The following is a 17,929-nucleotide window of genomic DNA, read 5'->3' on the forward strand; positions in this document are numbered from 1 at the left end:
GAAGGCCCGCGCACAGGCGGGGCGCTTCGCCACACAGCGGGTTACTGAATGATGGCGTCCAGCTTGCGGCCGGCCTCGTCTGAGACCCAGGCTTGCCAGACGCTCTTGTGCTGGGTCAGGAAGTAGGCTGCGGTTTCATCCGCGGTGGCCTTGTTGCTCTCCTGCCAGGCCAGCAGCTCGCCCATCTGCGTGTTGGTGAAACTGACCTTGCTCATCAAGGCGACGATGTCCGGATGGCTATCGTGGAAGGCACGGGACATGGTGGTCAGCACGGTCGCCGTCGGCCAGCTGGTCTTGCCCGGGGCTGCGCAGTCGATGCGCGCATTGCACTTGGCCTTGTCGGCATCCAGCGGCCCCATGTCGACGCTGACCATCGGGTACTTGCCCAGCAGCCCGGTGGGTGCCCAGTAGTAGCCGAACCAGGGCTTCTTGCTTTCGTAGGCCGAGGCCAAGGACGCGGCCAGGGTCTCGCCCGAGCCATGGTTGAACACCTTGATGCCATGCTGTTCAAGCTCGAAGGCCTTGATCAGGTTGTCGCTGGACACGCGCCCGCCCCAGCCGCTGGGGCCGTTGTTGAACTGTCCGCCCACCCATTCCGGATGGGCCATGATGCCCGCCAGGGTGGCGGCCTCGGGGTGCTGTTCGACCAGGTACTTCGGCACCCACCAGCCATCCTGGCCGCCGTCGGACAGCACATTGCCGACCCTGACCAGCTTGCCCTGCTTTTCCAGGGTGAAGTAGACGTCCGCCACCGCCGGCCAGATTTCCGTGAGGATGTCGGGTTTGCCGGTTTCGGCCAGAGAGGTCAAGGCCGGCACCGTGGAGGTCGGCACCTTCTGTACCTGGCAGCCGTAGCCCTGCTCGAGCAGGAAGCTGGACACCGCGGTGACCACTGCGCCAGAAGCCCAGTTCATCTCGGTAATGGTGACCTGGCCGCAGTCTGCCTGGGCCGAAGCGTTCAGCGATATCAATGCAGCGGTAACAGCGCCAGCAAGGGACACACGCAATCTCATGAGGTTATTCCTTCTTATGACAACGGGTCAGTGAGTCGAATCGGCAGCGAAAAGCGCGTAATGCCAGGATCACCTCCCGGTCCTTCAGCGGTCATTGCGGCGCCTTGCGGCAACCTCGACTCTTGTTGTAACGCACACGCAAGTGTGGGCAATCGCCCGGTACCGCTACTTTGCAGGTGCGACCTCGGCACGCTTGGCCGGCGCCTGGTGCACCGCCCGCGACACGCCCTGGGCGCGCTGGGCATGGCTGGTGAGGATCATTTCGGCGCCTTTCTCGCCGATGGCCAGGCTGATCGCGTTGAGGTTGCCGCTAGGGATCTGCGGAATGATCGACGAGTCCACCACCCGCAGGCGCTGCACGCCGATAACCTGCAGCTGCGGGGTCACCACGGCGGCAGCGTCGACGCCCATCTTGCAGGTGCCGCAGGGGTGGTAACTCTGGCTGGCGTTCTCCTTGAGGTAGGCATGCCACTCATCATCGCTCTGCACGTCCTTGCCGGGTTTGCACTCGCCCAGCACATAGGGCGCGAACGCCTTCGACTGCAAGGCCCGACGCGCCATGCGCCCGCCACGGATCAGGGTGGCGACGTCGTAAGGGTCGCTGAGCATGTTGAACTGGATGCGCGGCGGCGCCAGCGGGTCTGCCGAGCGCAATTGCAGGTAACCGCGGCTGCGCGACTGGTTGACGTTGGGTTGCAGGTTGATCGAGGCCTCGTCGAGCAGGCTGATGCCCTGCGGGGTGTAGGCCGACGAGAAGGCGCCGAAGTGGTACTGGATGTCCGGGTACTCAAGCTCGGGCAGCGTGCGCACCAGGCCGAGGCCGCAGTAGGTGAAGGTGGCCTGGCCGGTACGGGTGAGCAGGAACTGCAGGCCATGCTTGAGCATGCCCGGCAGGTTGAACTCCTGATTGGCAGTGCGCACGTTGACGAACGCCTTGACCTGGCAACTGGGATGCTCCTGCAAGTTACGCCCCACGCCAGGGCTGTCCTTGACCACCGGGATTCCCATGGCCTGCAGGTGTTCGGCCGGGCCGATGCCCGACAGCATCAACAGTTTTGGCGAGTTGATGGCGCTGGCACTGAGGACCACCTCACCGTGGCAGCGTTCGCTGCGGGTGACGCCGCGGTGGTCGAATTCCACGCCCACGGCAGTATCGCCTTCGAACAGCACGCGGCGCACCAGGGCCCCGGTGAGGATGGTCAGGTTGCGGCGCTTCTTTATCGGGTCCAGATAACCCTTGGCGGCGCTGAAGCGCAGCCCGCGGTGTTGGGTGGAGTGGAAGATCGCCGCCCCTTCGGTGTCCTCGGCGTTGTAGGAGGGGTTGCGAGGGACGCCGATCTCCTCCATCGCGTCGAGGTAGACGTGGGCCAGTTTCGGCACACCACGGATCTCGGTGATGATGATGGCGCCGTCTTTGCCGTAGGTGTCTGACACGCCATCACGGTTGCTTTCGACCTTGCGAAAGTACGGCAGCAGTTCGTCGTACGACCAGCCGACGTTGCCCAGTTCCGCCCAGTGGTCGTAGTCACCGCGGTTACCGCGCACATACCAGGTGGCATTGATCGAACTCGAACCACCGAGCAAGCGGCCACGTGGCACCACTTCGGCGCGGTTGTTGCGGGTCGGGTCGGGCTCGGCCTGGAACATCCAGTCGGTCTTCGGGTTGCTCATGGCTTTCATCGCCAAGGCCGGGATCTGGATCACCGGGTGCTTGTCGCTGCCGCCGGCCTCCAGCAGCAATACCGTGTGCCGCGGGTTGGCGCTTAGCCGGTTGGCCAGCACGCAGCCCGCCGATCCCGCGCCGATGATGATGAAATCCCAACTCATGCTCCGACCTCTCTTGTCATACGGCCATCTCGCGCAAGGCTTGCCTGTTGTCACGCCATTCGATCATGCATGGGCCACGCCAGCTACTGCCTGGCGGCCGAGCAAGCGGTCCAGGGTGGCCAGGGTGATCTTCAGCTCATGGGCCGAGGTGCCGGCCAGCTGGGCCTTCTGAAAGGCGTGCCAGCGGTCGCGGATGGCGATGCGTGAACGCTCGCCCAACGCGGTCAGGCGCAAGCCGCCGTCGCTGTCGCGCAACAGCATGGCCCTGCGCTGCAACTCGGCCAGGGCATCCTCGACATCGCGCTGGCCGAGGTAGGTTTCCCTGGCCAGTGCCTCGACGCCGACCCCGGGGCGGGCATACAGCGAGGCCAGCACGCGCGCGACCGCGACGCTCACGCCTTCGGCCCGGCGATGCTCCTCGAAAGCTTCCGACAGCGCATGGTGGGCATCGAAGATCGACGACAGCAGGTTGTATTCGGGGCGTGGCTGGCTTCCCGCCGACTCCGGCTCCCCGGACAGGTCCGGGTGCACGTCGGCGATGCTGTACTGGCCCTGGCTGAACAGCAGCGGCGTGCCGGCATAGCGGGCGATGCGGGTGACGCGCCCGACCAGTACCAGGTGGTCGCCACCCTCGAAGGTCTGTTCCAGGGTGCATTCCAGGTGCGCGATGCAGCCGGCCAGCAACGGCGAGCCGTGCATGCCGGGCTGCCATTGCGCGGCGCTGAAGCGGTCTTCCTGCTTGCTGGAAAACAGCTGCGACAGGTGCATCTGGTCGGCGCCCAGCACGTTGATCGCAAAGCTCTGGCACTGGCTGAAGAAGGCGAAGCTGCGCGAGGTGCGGGCAATCGACCAGAGCACCAGTGCCGGCTCCAGCGACAGCGAGGCGAACGAGTTGATGGTCATGCCATTGAGCTGTGCCCCGCTGCTCGCGGTGACCACCGCCACACCCGTGGCGTACTGCCCCAGGCAACGGCGGAACAGCCGCGGGTCTGCGGCAGGATCACCGGTTTCCAGCGCTACCGGGGTCAGTTCGGTTTGAATCTGGGTCTGCGACATGATGATGTCTCTCCGGGCAGGGATCAGGCGAAGCGGCTTTTCGGCACGCTCAGGCCAAGGTTCTCGCGCAGCGTGCTGCCTTCGTATTCCTCGCGGAAACGCCCGCGACGGCGCAGCTCGGGCAGCACGTACTCGACGAAGTCATCGATACCATGGGGCAGGTGCGTGGGTGCGATATTGAAACCGTCGGCGGCTTCTTCATCGATCCAGGCCTCCATCTGGTCGGCCACGTCCTGGCCGGTGCCGACCACGGTCAGGTGCTCCTGGGCCATGCCGATGCGCTTGTACAGCTGGCGAATGCTCAGGCCTTCGCGCTGGGCGGTCTCGTAGTACATCTGCGCGCTGCTGCGCAGCCCTACGTTCTCCAGGTTCGGCGCCGGCACCGGGCCGTCGAGGTCCATCGCCGACAAGTCGCCGAACGAGCGCTTGAGCATCGCCAGCCCCACCAGCGGGTTGATCAGTTCCTGCAACTGTTCGTACTTCTCCTGGGCGTGGGCCCGGCTGGAGCCGACGATGGGGGTCAGGCCGACCATCATCAACAAGTCTTCGCGACGCCGCCCGAAGCCGGCCAGGCGGTCCTTGACCGAGGCGTAGTACTGCTGGGCCGAGCCGATGTGCTGCTTGGCGGCGAACACGATGTCGCAATGCTGCGCGGCAATCTGCTGGCCGACCTCGGAAGTGCCGGCCTGGACCAGGATCGGCCGGCCCTGGGGCGAGCGCTTGACCGACAGCGGGCCACGCACCGAGAAGTGCTTGCCGACGTGGCCGAGCACATGCAGCTTGCCCTCGTCGTAGAACACGCTGCTGTGCTTGTCGTGGACGAAGGCGTCCTGGTCCCAGCTGTCCCACAGGCCGGTGACCACCTCGACGAACTCCTCGGCGCGCTCGTAGCGGGTGTCGTAGTCCAGGTGCTTGGCACGGTTGAAGTTCCAGGCCTCCTGCTCCGACCACGAGGTCACCACGTTCCAGCCAGCGCGCCCGGCGCTGATCATGTCCAGCGAACCGTACTTGCGGGCGATATGGTAAGGCTCGTTGTAGGTGGTCGAGGCGGTCGCGACCAGGCCGATGCGCTGGGTGCAGGCGGCGATGGCCGAGAGCAGGGTCAGCGGTTCGAGCTCGGCATTGTGGCTGGAGCGGCACAGCGAACCGGCCGGCACGTCATCGGCGCGAATGCCGATGCCGTCGGCAAGAAACAACAGGTCGAACTTGTTGCGCTCGGCGGTGCGGGCCACCTCCAGGAACGACTGGAAATCCGACGCCGCGTCGACCTTGAGCTCCGGGTGGCGCCAGGCGCCCACGTGGTAACCCATGTAACGCATGGAAAGGCCGAGTTTGATCTGTTTCTTGCTCATCCGGTGTGCCCCTGCTGGTCTGTTGCAAAATCCAGGCTGAACGGGCCCGCGCAAGGCCACGGATGGCTCACGGGGAAGGTTCGGTTGACTGGACGTTGATTGGGTAACTTCACCCCGGCGCTAACGGCCGGGTGGCTGCGTTTTCAGGTCAAGGGCCGGCGTTGTTCTTTTCCTGATGCGGCATTTCCTGTGAAGGCAGGCTCATCCTGCCGCGATCGTTCAGGCCTGTAAACGTAGGATTTTCAGTGCTGTTTGCGTAAGAAAAACTTAACCAGAAAGGCGCCGCGCACCCTTCCGGTGCACGCTTGGCGACCCCGCTTCATCGGGGTTCGCCGAAGGTCTGCGTGATCCACTCGCCGACCTGCACGGCGGCCGTACTTTCGCGCGCCCGCGCCGGCCTTACCAGATGAAAACCGTGGCACAGCACCGGCTCGGTCTGCAGCGGCTGCACCAGCAGGCGGTTGGACAGGAAGCGCTCCATCAGCGGCGGCCCGATCAGGCCAAAGCCCTGCCCGTCGAGCACGGCCTGGACCAGGTTGGTGTAGGTGTCCACGGTGATGCTGGCTTTCGGCTTGGCCATCGCCACCTGCTTGGAGGCGAACCAGGTCGACCAGCGCGTCAGGCGGTCGTAGGGCCCTTCCAGGTGAATCAGCGGGTGGTCGAACAGCTCCTCGATGCTGCGCGGCGGCTCGCGGTGTTCCAGGTACGCCGCCGAACAGGTCGGGGCGATACTCTGGCGCACCAGCAGGGTCGACTGCCCACCGGCAAACGGCGGGTTGCCGTACGCCACCACCAGGTCGGCGTCGACCTCGTCGACCGAGGTGCGGTCGAGCACGATCAGGCGCAGTTCGACGTGCGGGTGCTGGGCCCTGAGCGTGCCCATGTTGGGCATCAGCCAATAGGTGATGACCCCGGCCGTGGCGCTGACGGTCACCACATGGCTTTCGGGGCGACGGGTCAGCGCCACCGTGGCTTCCAGGGCCATTTCCAGCGAAGCGGCGATCGCGGCGTGGTAGCGGGCGCCCTCGGGGGTAAAGCGGATGGTGCGGTCTAGGCGCTGGAACAGCTTGACCCCGAGGAACCGCTCCAGCCCGTTGATCTGCTGGCTGACCGCGACGCGGGTGACATGCAGTTCGAGCGCTGCGCGGGTGAAGCTCAGGTGTCGCCCCGCCGCTTCGAAGGCGATCAGCATGTTGGGCGGTGGCAACGTGGTCTTGAGCGTACTCATCGGGTCGGGTCCTGGGCAGCGACGGGCGCTATCGGACCCGCAGTGTCCCAACGGCGGCCTGTGGAATCAAGCGCACCGCGCCGCCCGCGACGCCTTCAGCTCTGCCTGCGTCGTACCCTTCACATCTCGACCTGGGTACCCAGTTCGATCACCCGGTTAAGCGGCAGCTGGAAGTACTTGAGGTTGCTGTTGGCATTGCGCAGCAGGAAGGCGAACAGGTGCTCGCGCCAGCGGGCCATGCCCTTCTGCTTGCCGGCGATGACCGTCTCGCGGCTGAGGAAGTAAGTGGTGCGCATCGGGCCGAATTCCAGGTCCGGGTACGGGCAACGGCTCAGGGCCAGCGGCACGTTTGGCTCTTCCATGAAACCGAAGTGCAGGCTCACCCGATAGAAGCCATCGCCGAAGGCCTCGACTGCAAAGCGCTTGCCGGCAGTGACCCGCGGCTCGTCCTCGAACACCACGGTCAGCAGCACCACCTGCTCATGCAGCACCTGGTTATGCAGCAGGTTGTGCAGCAGCGCGTGGGGCACGGCTTCAGGCCGGGCGGACAGGAACACCGCCGTGCCATTCACCCGGTAGGGCGGTTGCGCCTGCAGGCTGGCGATGAACAGCCCCAGCGGCAACGCGCTTTCGTCCAGCCGCTCGACGATGATCGTGCGCCCGCGCTTCCAGGTGGTCATCAGCATGAACAGCGCGACCCCGGCAATCACCGGGAAAGCACCGCCCTGGAAGATCTTCGGGGCGTTGGCAGCAAAGTACAGGCTGTCCACCAGCAGAAACGCCAGCAACATCGGCACTGCCAGCCAGCGGGGCGCCTTCCACAACAACAGCACCACCGCCGAAGCCAGCAAGGTGGTGATCAGCATGGTGCCGGTCACCGCCACACCATAGGCCGCCGCCAGTGCCCCGGACGACTCGAAGCCGACCACCAGCAGCACCACGCCGACCATCAGCGCCCAGTTGACCATACCGATGTAGATCTGCCCCTGCTCCTCGCTGGAGGTGTGCTGGATGAACATGCGCGGCACATAGCCCAGCTGGATGGCCTGGCGGGTCAGGGAGAATGCGCCGGATATCACCGCCTGGGAGGCGATGATGGTCGCCAGCGTGGCCAGCCCGACCATGGGCAGCAGGGCCCAGTCCGGCGCCAGCAGGTAGAACGGGTTGCGCACCGCCTCCGGGTTGCCGAGGATCAAGGCGCCCTGGCCGAAGTAGTTCAGCACCAGCCCCGGCAGCACCAGCAGGAACCAGGCGCGGGCGATCGGCTTGCGGCCGAAATGCCCCATGTCGGCGTACAGCGCTTCGGCGCCGGTCAGCGCCAGCACCACGGCACCGAGAATGGCCACGCCCATGCCGGGGTGGTAGACGAAGAACTTCACCGCCCAGGCCGGGTTGAGCGCCTGCAGCACCTCCGGGCGTTGCACGATGCCGTGTACGCCCAGCGCACCGATTACCACGAACCACAGCACCATGATCGGCCCGAACAGAATGCCGATGCGCGCGGTGCCGTGCTTCTGGATCAGGAACAGCGCCACCAGCAACAGGACTGCCAGGGGCACGACCCAATGCTCGATGCCGTCGAAGGCCAGTTGCAGCCCCTCGACGGCTGACAGCACCGAAACCGCCGGGGTGATCATGCTGTCGCCGTAGAACAGCGCTGCGCCGAACAGGCCGAGCAGCACCAGCATCCTGCTCAGCCGCTTGTAGGGCGCCGCCGCACGGTGTGCCAGCGCGGTCAGGGCCATGATGCCGCCCTCGCCCTGGTTATCGGCGCGCAGGATGAACAGCACGTACTTGAGCGATACCACCCATAGCAGCGACCAGAACACCAGTGACAGGACACCGAGGACACCGGCGGTATTGGCCTGGACGCCGTAGTGCCCGGCGAAGACTTCCTTGAGGGTGTACAGGGGGCTGGTGCCGATGTCGCCATAGACCACGCCGACGGCAGCGACGAGCATGCCGATGGCAGCGGGCTTGCGGGAATGGGGAGGGTTTGCTGCGACGGCGAACTGGCTCACGGAAGGGCTTCTCTGGACTGGCGGGTAGAAGTGCATGCCATCCTTGAGCATCGCGAGATAAGTATCCCTTCGGGCAAGCAGGCCAGTCGTAAAAAGAGCGTAAAAAAATCAGGGGGTCGCCTTGGGAGGTTCGACGCCTGTGAGATCGAGCGCCGCCCGCGCGGCGCATCGCGGATAAATCCGCTCCCACAGTCTGTTTCGGGCCAGTCCCTCCTGTGAGGTCACCACTGTCCGCCTTGTTTGTCCCCTTCGATAACCGAGGTGGACGCAACGGCTTTCCATTGATTTTCAGTCATGCACCAAGGCGGGCAGCGGTAATTGCACAGGACAGCTTGGCCCGAAACAGACTGTGGGAGCGGATTTATCCGCGATGCGCCGCGCGGGCGGTGCTCGATCTCACAGGCGCTGCAAATCTCCCGCCAGGCAAATGTGCTGTATGGTTGTCACAAACGAGTAACCCCCGGAGACCTTCATGTTCCGTGCCTTTGAACGCTGGCTCGACCCCTTCCCGCCCGACGAGGTGCCGCCGCCCCCGGTCGGCCTGCTGCGCTTCCTGTGGGCCTGCACCCGCGGCGCACGTGGCTATATCCTGGCGCTGGCACTGTTCAGTGCCGCGGTCTCGATCTACGAAGCCTGGCTGTTTTCCTTCCTCGGCCAGGTGGTGGACCTGCTCTCCAACTGGCAGGCTGGCGGTGATGTGAGCCCCGAAGAAAGCCGTGTGCTGTGGGGCGTCGGCCTGCTGCTGATCGCCAGTATCGTGCTGGTGGCCTTGCGCACACTGATGCAGCACCAGGTGCTGGCGATCAACCTGCCGCTGCGCCTGCGCTGGGACTTCCACCGGCTGATGCTGCGTCAGAGTCTGTCGTTCTTCTCCGACGAGTTTTCCGGGCGGGTCACCACCAAGGTGATGCAGACCGCGCTGGCCGTGCGTGAAGTGCTGTTCACCCTGATCGAGATCGTGCCGGGCATCGGTGTGTACTTCATCGCCATCATCGCCCTGGCCGGTGGTTTTGCCGCCAAGCTGATGCTGCCGTTCATTGCCTGGCTGGTGCTGTTCGGCCTGGCCATGCTGTACTTCGTTCCGCGCCTGGGCAAGGTCGGCCAGGAACAGGCCCATGCGCGTTCGTCGATGACCGGGCGGGTGTCCGACGCCTACACCAACATCACCACCGTGAAGCTGTTTTCCCACTCCAAGCGCGAGGCGCACTTCGCCCGGGCGGCGATGGAAGACTTCAAGCAGACCGGCTTTCGCCAGATGCGCCTGGTCAGCCAGTTCGAGATCGTCAACCAGGCGCTGGTGGTCGGGCTGATCTTCGGCGCGGGCGGCTACGCCCTGTGGCTGTGGCACCAGGGCCAGGTCGGTACCGGTGCGGTGGCCGCGATCACGGCCATGGCCCTGCGTGTCAACGGCATGTCGCACTGGATCATGTGGCAAATGACCTCGCTGTTCGAGAACATCGGCACCGTGCAGGACGGCATGGCCACCCTCACCCGTGGGCCCAAGGTACAGGACGTGCCGAATGCCGCCGTGCTGGAAACCCGTGGCGGCGCGGTGACCTTCGACAACGTGCGCTTCAACTACAACGGCGAACGCCAGGTGCTCGATGGCCTGAGCCTGAGCATCCGCGCTGGCGAAAAAGTCGGCCTGGTGGGCCGCTCCGGCGCGGGCAAGTCGACGCTGATCAACCTGCTGCTGCGCTTCTATGACGTGGACAGCGGCGAGATCCGCATCGACGGGCAGAACATCGCCCACGTCACCCAGGACAGCCTGCGCAGCGCCATCGGCATGGTCACCCAGGACACCTCGCTGCTGCACCGCTCGATCCGCGACAACATCGCCTACGGCCGCCCGGACGCCACCGAGGCGCAGATCCAGCGCGCCGCCATCAACGCCCAGGCCGATGGTTTCATTCGCCAGCTCAGCGACCGCGACGGCCACAGCGGTTACGACACCCTGGTCGGTGAGCGCGGCATCAAGCTTTCCGGCGGCCAGCGGCAACGCATCGCCATTGCCCGGGTGATGCTCAAGAACGCCCCGATCCTGCTGCTGGACGAAGCCACCAGTGCGCTGGACTCGGAAGTCGAGGTCGCGATTCAGGAGAGCCTGGACGAGATGATGCAGGGCAAGACCGTGATCGCCATCGCCCACCGACTGTCCACCATCGCCGCCATGGACCGGCTGATCGTCATGGATGAAGGGCGCATCATCGAGCAAGGTACGCACAGTGAGTTGCTGGCGAAGAACGGTACTTATGCGCGGCTGTGGCAGCACCAGAGTGGTGGGTTCCTGGGTGAGGATCAGGGGGTGGCCGAGGCAATGGAATAGTCACGCGCTGTCAAGGTAATGACCTTGCTCAGTATCTGAAGGTCGGAGCCATCCTTGCAGGAGCGGATTTATCCGCGATGCGCCGCGCGGGCGGCGCTCGATCTGTGCCCCCCGCATCACTCAGGCAACCCCCTCTGCGCCCTGATGCCATCACCCGACATGCACCTGCAACCAATAAACACGCAGAGCGGGCATTCTTGGGTGCACGGCTTGAGCATCGGATAAGGCTGGAGGGCTTGCCTTGACATGTTCTGCGCTTATGAAATCGAGCGCCGCCCGCGCGGCGCATCGCGGATAAATCCGCTCGTACATTTGTTGCAACGAGCCAGACTTGCTACGCCAGGGTTGCCTGCCTTGGTGCATGACTTGAGCCTTGTAAACGTCTGACAACCATGGCCTCACAGGCATGACCACGTGGCAAAAAATGTAATCGATGGACGCGCTCGCAGAGGCATCACCGTGCCACGGTGGCGTTCAGCGAGACGTCTCGACCTTGAGCACTTCGGTATGCACGGCATCAACGGTCTGCCCCACCTGCAGGTGCGGAATGTATGCCTGCACCTCAGGGTTCTGCACGGTAATGACCTGCTCCTGCCCGTCAGGCTCGAGCACGGTCACCTGGTGGTTCGGCCCGTCGATGTGGGTGATTTGCGAGGTCACCTTGACGGTCCGGTACAACTCACCGCCCGGCATGCTGGCCGGGTCGGCGCGGTTGACCCAGGCATCGTTGCTGACACTCGGCGCACCTTCGAGGCTGGTGTCCAGCACGTAGTCGATCGAACGGGTGATACGCATGTCGACCTTGTCACCGACTTTCAGGTTGCGCGCGGCCTTCGCCTGGTCAGTGAGTTGCAGAACGACCGGCCGCTTGTCCACCCCCTCCAGGGTGACCTGATGCTTGGCCGGGTCGACGGCGAGCACATGGGTTTCAAAGCGCTCGCTCAGCGCATCACTGGCCAATGGCACCTGGGCGGCATGGGCGGTGATGCTGGTGGCGATGACAAGCGCAAAGGCATAGCACGGAAAATGGTCGGGCAACAGTTTCATAGGCCAGCTTCTCCAAGCGAAGTCAATCAGGTGTCAGAATTGCCAGATGGGCCCGTAGGTGCCATAGCAAGCGTTCTCCAGCGCATCGCTGCGCACGCCGTGGCGGGTAACCGCGCCCCATGCGTCGACCTCGAACACCAACTGCGGCTCACGCACCTCGCCATTGCGCAGATGAACACTGTCATAGACCTTGATGCCCTTTCCCGCGCTGGCAACGCGGGTCTCGATCCAGGCGTTGGATTCGTTCTCCTTGTACAGGCGTGCCAGCAGGGCGTTATGCAACGGCAGGTAGCGACCGTCCATGGACCGGCAATCGATATTGATGCTCTGCACCGTACGCTGTGCCTGCGCATCGCTGAAATGCAACCGCGCCGCGAAATCCCGCTGCAGCCGTTGCACATAGGTCAGGCCATCGCCCCCCGCGGTCTTGGTCGGCGAAGTGGTTTCAGGCTTTCGCTGCAAGTCCCGCTGGCACAGCGCGGGTTGCTTGTAATAGCGATGGGCGACGTGCTCGCCAGAGGGTTTGTGTTCGGCAGACAGCACCAGCACCTTGCCTTCCTCGAACAGCATCGAGGTTTCGCGACCGTAGTCACCTGGCGGGTTCCAGACAGACGCCGGCAAGCCGGCATCCAGCTGCACACATTGGGGCCCCGTAGGCGTGGCGCGCAGTTCGTATAACGGTGGCTGAAGGAAGGCTTGCGGCGTTTCAGCGTAGGCTGAACCGGCCAGCGATGCGAAAACTGAAATGCAGGTTGCGGGAATAAAAGAAGTCCAGTTCACGGTGCTCTCATGCGCAATCAGGTCGTCGAGATCAGCATAGAAGGCCTTTACCGTTTCATTGCCTTTTCTTTAGCCGACCCCGGCGGGTCCCCCGGCCTGAGCGTTCCATCAATCATGTTGATGAATACTATCGAGTGTCTCTCCTGTCGAAACGCCGGCGTTATTTCCTACAATCCCTTTCCGTTTTCCCTCTTCCCCTCGTCTGCAACAGGCGACCTCACCTTGGAATCAGGAACATGCCAAGCGTCAGTCAGGCCTCTCACGGCCGTCCCGAACATGATCAACAAAGCGTCAGGCAACAGTGGCTGGCGATTCTCTCAGTCGCCGTCGGTGCCTTCGCCCTGGTCACCAGCGAGTTTCTGCCGGTGGGCGTGCTCAACGATGTAGCCAGTGACCTGGGCATCAGCGCCGGCCATGCCGGGCTGATGGTGACCCTGCCCGGCATCATGGCGGCCCTCGCCGCGCCGCTGCTGTCGGTGGGCATCGGCGCCCTGGACCGGCGCTACCTGCTGATCGGCCTGACGCTGATCATGATCATCGCCAACGCGGTGGTGGCCTACGCCAGCGACTTCAGCCTGCTGCTGTTCGGTCGCGTACTGCTGGGCATCAGCATCGGTGGCTTCTGGGCCACCGCCATTGCCCTCAGCGGCCGCCTCGCGCCCAAGGGGGTGAGCGTGGCCCGCGCCACCTCGATCATCATGGCCGGCGTAACCCTGGCCACCGTGCTGGGCGTGCCCGTGGGCACCTGGCTGAGCGGCCTGATGGGCTGGCGCATGACCTTCCTGGCCACCGCGCTGCTCGGCGTACCGGTACTGGTGGCGCAGCTGTTGCTGCTGCCGCGGCTCAACCCGGACAAGGCGATCCGTGTCAGTGACCTGCCGGCGCTGTTCATCAACCCGCAAGCCCGGGTCGGCTTGATCGCCGTGCTGCTGATCGGCCTGGCGCACTTTGCCGCGTACACCTATGTCGCGCCGTTCTTCAAGCAGAGTTCCGGCTTCGATGGCTCGACCATCGGTTCCCTGCTGCTGCTCTACGGCGCAGCCGGGGTGATCGGCAACCTGTTCGCCGGCTATGCCGCCAACCAGAGCGTGCGCCACACGCTGTTGCTGGTGGCGGTGATGATTGGCGTCAGCACCGCGCTGTTCCCCTACTTCGCCACCGGCCTCACCGGCGCGGCGATGCTGATCGCGCTCTGGGGCTTCGCCTTTGGTGCGTTCCCGGCCTGCGCCAGCATCTGGATGTTCGTCGTGGCACCCAAGGACGTCGAGCGCGGCATGCCGCTGTTCGTGGCCATGTTCCAGGTGATCATCGCCCTGGGCTCATTCTTCGGTGGGCGCATCGTCGACCAGCTGGGCAGCTCGGTGCTGCTGAGCCTGGCCACGGCACTGGTGGGCTGCGGGTTCGTCACGGTATGGGTGCTGGGGCGCAAGGTCAGCAACAGCCTGGCGGCGCAGGCTGGTTGAGGGGATGACCGTTCGCGATGGATCGCGGGACTCTAGCAGGCGTCGGGGACTTGATGCAGATTCATCTCCAGCCAGTCGGCAAGCGCGGCGACATGGGTCGCCGCTTGCTCACCCAAAGGCGTCAGATCGTACTCGACATGCGGCGGTATCACCGGATAGGCAGTCCGGCGCACCAGACCATCGCCTTCCAGCCGCTGCAGGGTCTGCGACAACATCTTTTCGCTGACGCCGTTCACTTTGCGGCGCAGTTCACTGTAACGCAGCGTGCCGTCAAGTAACGCCATGAGGCATAGCATGCCCCACAGACTCGTCACGTGAGACAGCACTTCCCTGGCCTTGCATTTGCCAGTGAACACGTCGCCGCGCCTGAGCTTGGCCGTCAGTGTGCGCTCATCAGGTGCTGATGGATTCTGGGCTTGGGCGGCGTTCAAGCGAGTGTGCATGATACTAACCAAAAGGTGCGTACTTCCGTGGGTGGGCGTAGCGAACTTATAGTGCGCGTCGAGAACCGGTCAAGCTCAGGTGAACGACTTGCAACGTCCCACATTCAACAAAAGCTGGATGCCCGTCCTGGCCATCGCGTTCATCGTCGCAGCCTTGGCACTGTCATTGGTCTGGGCCGCAGGGCTGCTTGGCGGCCGCACGACCACCCGGACATTCCTCGGCGACTCGCTGGACCACTTCGAACCGGGCTATCGCCGGGCGCATGGCAAGGGGATCTGTTTCGCGGGGGTCTTTCATAGCAGCAAAGCGGCGGCGACGCTCTCGACGGCCCGGGTATTCGCTCAGGATCAAGTCCCGGCCGTCGGGCGCTTCTCCATCGGGACCGCAGACCCCCATGCCGCGGACACGTCTACCACGACCGTGAGCATGGCCTTGTTGTTGAGTGCCGACGACAAGTCTCAATGGCGGATGAAGCTGAACAACGCCCCCTACTTCCCTACGCGTGATGCCGAGGGGTTCCTCGCGCAAAGGCGCGCTTTCGAGCCGGACCCGGCAACTGGGCAGCCTGATCCCGCGCGTGTCGCGGCGTTCTTCGAAAAGTACCCCGAGGCTCGCAAGGCAGTCGAGTACAAGGCGACAGCGCCTGGGCCGAGCAGCTTTGCGCAGGCCCAGTACAACGTCATCAACGCCTTCATCCTGCTCGCGGCAGATGGCAAACGCCAGCCAGTGCGCTGGTTCATGCGGCCGCATGCCCCGTTCCATGGCCTCTCCGTGGAAGACCGGGCGCGACTCGGCCATGACGTTCTGTTCGACGAGATCAAGCAGCGGGTGGCGCGAGAGCCCGTCTACTGGGACTTGGTACTGCAATTGGCGCAGGCGGGGGATCCGGTCGATGACCCGTCACAACCCTGGCCCGCCGAGCGACAGCAAGTGGTCGCCGGTACGCTGGAGGTGACGCGTGTTCGCGACCAGGCCGAAGGTGGCTGTCGCGATATCAACTTCGACCCGACCCTGGTGCCGTCCGGTATCGCGCTTTCCGACGATCCTGTGCTGGCAGCGCGGGCGGGTATCTACTCGCACTCCTACAATGCACGCCTGCGCGAAATCGCGTTCGGCAAGGCCACCGACGCCATTGGCAAGAAGGATGACCAGTGATGCAAGACGCACCCACCCCCCGCAGGCGCCCCCCCCGGCATTTCAATCTGACCGCCAGGCTGCTGCACTGGGTGATGGCGGTCGCCATCCTGGCCATGCTGTTCATCGGCGTCACCATGATGAGCTCACTGACCCTTCGCCCCGTGCTGATCGATTTGCATCAACCTTTGGGGGTCGCCATCCTCTGCCTGGCACTGGTGCGCCTGGCCAATCGTCTATGCCGGCCGGTGCCGGCACTGCCCGCCAGCATCCCGCGCTGGCAAGCCGCAGCCGCGCATCTGTCGCACGGCGTGCTCTACCTGTTGATGCTCGGGTTGCCATTGCTCGGCTGGGCGGTGCGTTCGGCAGGCAACTGGCCCGTCATCCTTGTGGGCGACTGGCGCTTGCCCGCGATCATCCCGGAAAACCCGCTGCTCTATGCATGGCTCCGGCTGGCGCATGGCGCGCTGGCATGGCTGCTGTTCGCGATCATCCTGGGGCACCTGGGTGCCGCACTGATGCACGCCTGGGTTCTCAGAGACGGTGTCTTTTCCAGCATGGCCCGGGGTAACAGCAAAGCACCCACCAAGCCTGAATCCGGCTCAAGGCCAACGTCTTGAATCGATGGCGGTCAGCTGTCACTGACCGCCATCGGCTTGCGCGAGGCAGCCTCAGATGCCGAAGAAGCCCCGAGCGTTGTCCGCACAGATGCGCGCCTTCTCCTGATCGCTCAGCCGAGGATGTTCCAGCACACCGGCGCCAATGGCCTGTTCACCCAGCGGGAAGGGAGCATCGGAACCGAGCATGACGCGATCCGCCCCCATGACATCCACCAGCAAACGCAGCGCACCCGGGTCGAAGACTGCCGAGTCGACGAAGAAACGTTTGACATAGCTGGACGGCAATTGCGGGCAATCTTCGCGAACAATGTCCCGATGGCGCCAGGCGTTATCGACACGCCCCAGCAGGAAGGCGAAGCCGCCCCCGCCATGGGCGAAACAGATGCGCAGGGACGCCGGCAAGCGTTCGAAAGCGCCAGACAGGATCAGCGACAGGATACCCAGCTGGGTTTCCGCCGGCATCGCGACCAGCCAGGGCAACATCCATTTCTTCATGCGCTCGCCGCCCATCATTTCCCACGGGTGCACCAGCAACGGGATATTTTCCACCGCGCAGTGGTGCAGGAAGGTGATCAGGCCCGCTTCGTCCAGATCGTGGTTGCCCACGTGATTGCCGATTTGCACCCCGACATGGCCACAGGCCTTGGCCCGGCTGGCCTCGAGGCACGCCGCCTCGATATCTTGCAGAGGTACCTGGGCCAGCACCTTGAGGCGACCGGGTGACAGGGCCGTCATCTCCAGGGCCCGATCGTTCATCATCTGTGCCCACGGCAGCGCCTGCGCGATGGGTTGGTCATAGCCGAACATCACCGGCGTCGCGCACATCACTTGCACGTCCAGGCCCTGCTCATCCAGGTGTTCGATGCGGCGCTGCGGATCCCACAGCACATCATGTACCGGACGGAACGGTTTATCGCCGAGCATGATCTGCCCCTGGCGCCCCTCAGTGTGCAGCCAAGGGCCACGCTGAGGACTCAGGCGGGCGGCCTCGGCTTGCGTAATGCGGGGGAAAAAATGCGAGTGGATATCGATTTTCATAAGCCGTGGACCTCACGCAGCGTCGTGTGCCAGGTCTGCCAGTCGCGGCCTGGGTGGATTTCGCCGCAACCAGGGCAACGACGCTCTTCATCGGTGGTGGTATAGAACTGGTCGTATACCGGTGGAAGATCGGCAACGATGCTCTTGAGCCTCAACTCATAGCGCCGGACCACGGTGCCGCAGTGCGCACAGGACCACTGCAAGGCGTCGGACTGCCCTTGCGGGCGGCGATGCTCCACCACCAGGCACAGACTGCCGGGCTCAGGACGCTGCGGCGAATGGATGACGTGGGGGGCCATCAGGTAGATGTCGCCTTCCTTGAGGTCGACACGCTCGTAGCGACCTCGGTCCCAGACGTTCAGGTAGGCATTGCCCTTGAACTGGTAGAAAAACTCCTCCACCGGGTCGTCATGGAAGTCGGTGCGCTGATTAGGCCCACCCACCACGGTGACCATGTAATCGCTGTCCTGCCAGATCTGCTGGTTGTTCACCGGCGGCTTGAGCAGGTGCGCGTGCTCCTCGATCCAACGGTTGAAGTTGAACGGGGCGCTGAAGTGATGCTTGTCCATGGTTGTTTTCT

Annotated in this window: 15 protein-coding genes; 4 read left to right on the forward strand and 11 right to left on the reverse strand. The window is 64.2% G+C overall.

All coding sequences use genetic code 11. From position 1 onward, the window contains the following. Window positions 1-41: 41 nt before the first annotated feature. From L6D64_RS20605 to L6D64_RS20630, 6 genes are all read right to left on the reverse strand, one after another. Window positions 42-1,013 (reverse strand): ABC transporter substrate-binding protein, encoded by a 972-nt coding sequence (locus tag L6D64_RS20605; protein WP_176509292.1) that lies wholly within the window; start codon window positions 1,011-1,013, stop codon window positions 42-44. A 165-nt stretch (window positions 1,014-1,178) separates the two neighbouring features. Beyond that, on the reverse strand, window positions 1,179-2,840 hold the full coding sequence (locus tag L6D64_RS20610) for a GMC family oxidoreductase (RefSeq protein WP_176509290.1): 1,662 nt from the start codon (window positions 2,838-2,840) through the stop codon (window positions 1,179-1,181). Window positions 2,841-2,903: 63 nt separating this feature from the next. Further along, window positions 2,904-3,896: a flavin reductase gene (locus tag L6D64_RS20615; protein ID WP_219824765.1), complete on the reverse strand. Its 993-nt coding sequence runs from the start codon at window positions 3,894-3,896 to the stop codon at window positions 2,904-2,906. Between the two features lie 23 nt (window positions 3,897-3,919). After that, the gene (locus tag L6D64_RS20620) at window positions 3,920-5,248 is read right to left on the reverse strand and encodes an LLM class flavin-dependent oxidoreductase (RefSeq protein WP_176509288.1); all 1,329 of its coding nucleotides are present in this window, start codon (window positions 5,246-5,248) and stop codon (window positions 3,920-3,922) included. Window positions 5,249-5,567: 319 nt separating this feature from the next. Then, a complete protein-coding gene (locus L6D64_RS20625; protein WP_176509287.1) occupies window positions 5,568-6,476 on the reverse strand; it encodes a LysR substrate-binding domain-containing protein in 909 nt (302 codons plus the stop codon). Between the two features lie 119 nt (window positions 6,477-6,595). Continuing rightward, window positions 6,596-8,437: a potassium transporter Kup gene (locus L6D64_RS20630; protein WP_236192555.1), complete on the reverse strand. Its 1,842-nt coding sequence runs from the start codon at window positions 8,435-8,437 to the stop codon at window positions 6,596-6,598. A 532-nt stretch (window positions 8,438-8,969) separates the two neighbouring features. Here L6D64_RS20630 and L6D64_RS20635 point away from each other — a divergent pair. Next, a complete protein-coding gene (locus L6D64_RS20635) occupies window positions 8,970-10,823 on the forward strand; it encodes an ABC transporter ATP-binding protein (RefSeq protein ID WP_176509283.1) in 1,854 nt (617 codons plus the stop codon). Between the two features lie 474 nt (window positions 10,824-11,297). Here L6D64_RS20635 and L6D64_RS20640 read toward each other — a convergent pair whose 3' ends face one another. Next, on the reverse strand, window positions 11,298-11,870 hold the full coding sequence (locus tag L6D64_RS20640; protein WP_176509282.1) for a hypothetical protein: 573 nt from the start codon (window positions 11,868-11,870) through the stop codon (window positions 11,298-11,300). Between the two features lie 33 nt (window positions 11,871-11,903). After that, the gene (locus tag L6D64_RS20645; RefSeq protein ID WP_176509280.1) at window positions 11,904-12,491 is read right to left on the reverse strand and encodes a hypothetical protein; all 588 of its coding nucleotides are present in this window, start codon (window positions 12,489-12,491) and stop codon (window positions 11,904-11,906) included. Window positions 12,492-12,886: 395 nt separating this feature from the next. Between L6D64_RS20645 and L6D64_RS20650 the strand changes: the two genes are divergently transcribed. Next, window positions 12,887-14,113, forward strand: a complete 1,227-nt coding sequence (locus tag L6D64_RS20650; protein WP_176509279.1) for an MFS transporter — start codon at window positions 12,887-12,889, stop codon at window positions 14,111-14,113. Window positions 14,114-14,145: 32 nt separating this feature from the next. Here the strand turns inward: L6D64_RS20650 and L6D64_RS20655 are convergent, their stop codons facing one another. Then, window positions 14,146-14,556, reverse strand: a complete 411-nt coding sequence (locus L6D64_RS20655; protein ID WP_176509277.1) for a winged helix-turn-helix transcriptional regulator — start codon at window positions 14,554-14,556, stop codon at window positions 14,146-14,148. 88 nt (window positions 14,557-14,644) lie between these two features. On the opposite strand from L6D64_RS20655, the gene L6D64_RS20660 reads away from it, so the two are divergent. Further along, window positions 14,645-15,712: a catalase family peroxidase gene (locus tag L6D64_RS20660; protein ID WP_236192540.1), complete on the forward strand. Its 1,068-nt coding sequence runs from the start codon at window positions 14,645-14,647 to the stop codon at window positions 15,710-15,712. Then, window positions 15,712-16,311: a cytochrome b gene (locus L6D64_RS20665; protein WP_176509276.1), complete on the forward strand. Its 600-nt coding sequence runs from the start codon at window positions 15,712-15,714 to the stop codon at window positions 16,309-16,311. Before L6D64_RS20660 ends, L6D64_RS20665 begins: the two co-directional genes overlap by 1 nt. Window positions 16,312-16,362: 51 nt before the next feature. On the opposite strand, the gene L6D64_RS20670 is transcribed toward L6D64_RS20665, so the two are convergent. Continuing rightward, window positions 16,363-17,349 carry an amidohydrolase family protein gene (locus L6D64_RS20670; RefSeq protein WP_176509274.1) on the reverse strand — a complete coding sequence of 329 codons (987 nt, stop codon included), beginning with the start codon at window positions 17,347-17,349 and terminating at the stop codon, window positions 16,363-16,365. After that, window positions 17,346-17,918: a 3-hydroxyanthranilate 3,4-dioxygenase gene (locus tag L6D64_RS20675; RefSeq protein WP_176509273.1), complete on the reverse strand. Its 573-nt coding sequence runs from the start codon at window positions 17,916-17,918 to the stop codon at window positions 17,346-17,348. The genes L6D64_RS20670 and L6D64_RS20675 overlap by 4 nt, the downstream gene beginning before the upstream one ends. Between the last annotated feature and the right edge of the window lie 11 nt (window positions 17,919-17,929).

It is taken from the genome of Pseudomonas urethralis (genome assembly GCF_021602465.1).
Classification (GTDB): domain Bacteria; phylum Pseudomonadota; class Gammaproteobacteria; order Pseudomonadales; family Pseudomonadaceae; genus Aquipseudomonas; species Aquipseudomonas vlassakiae.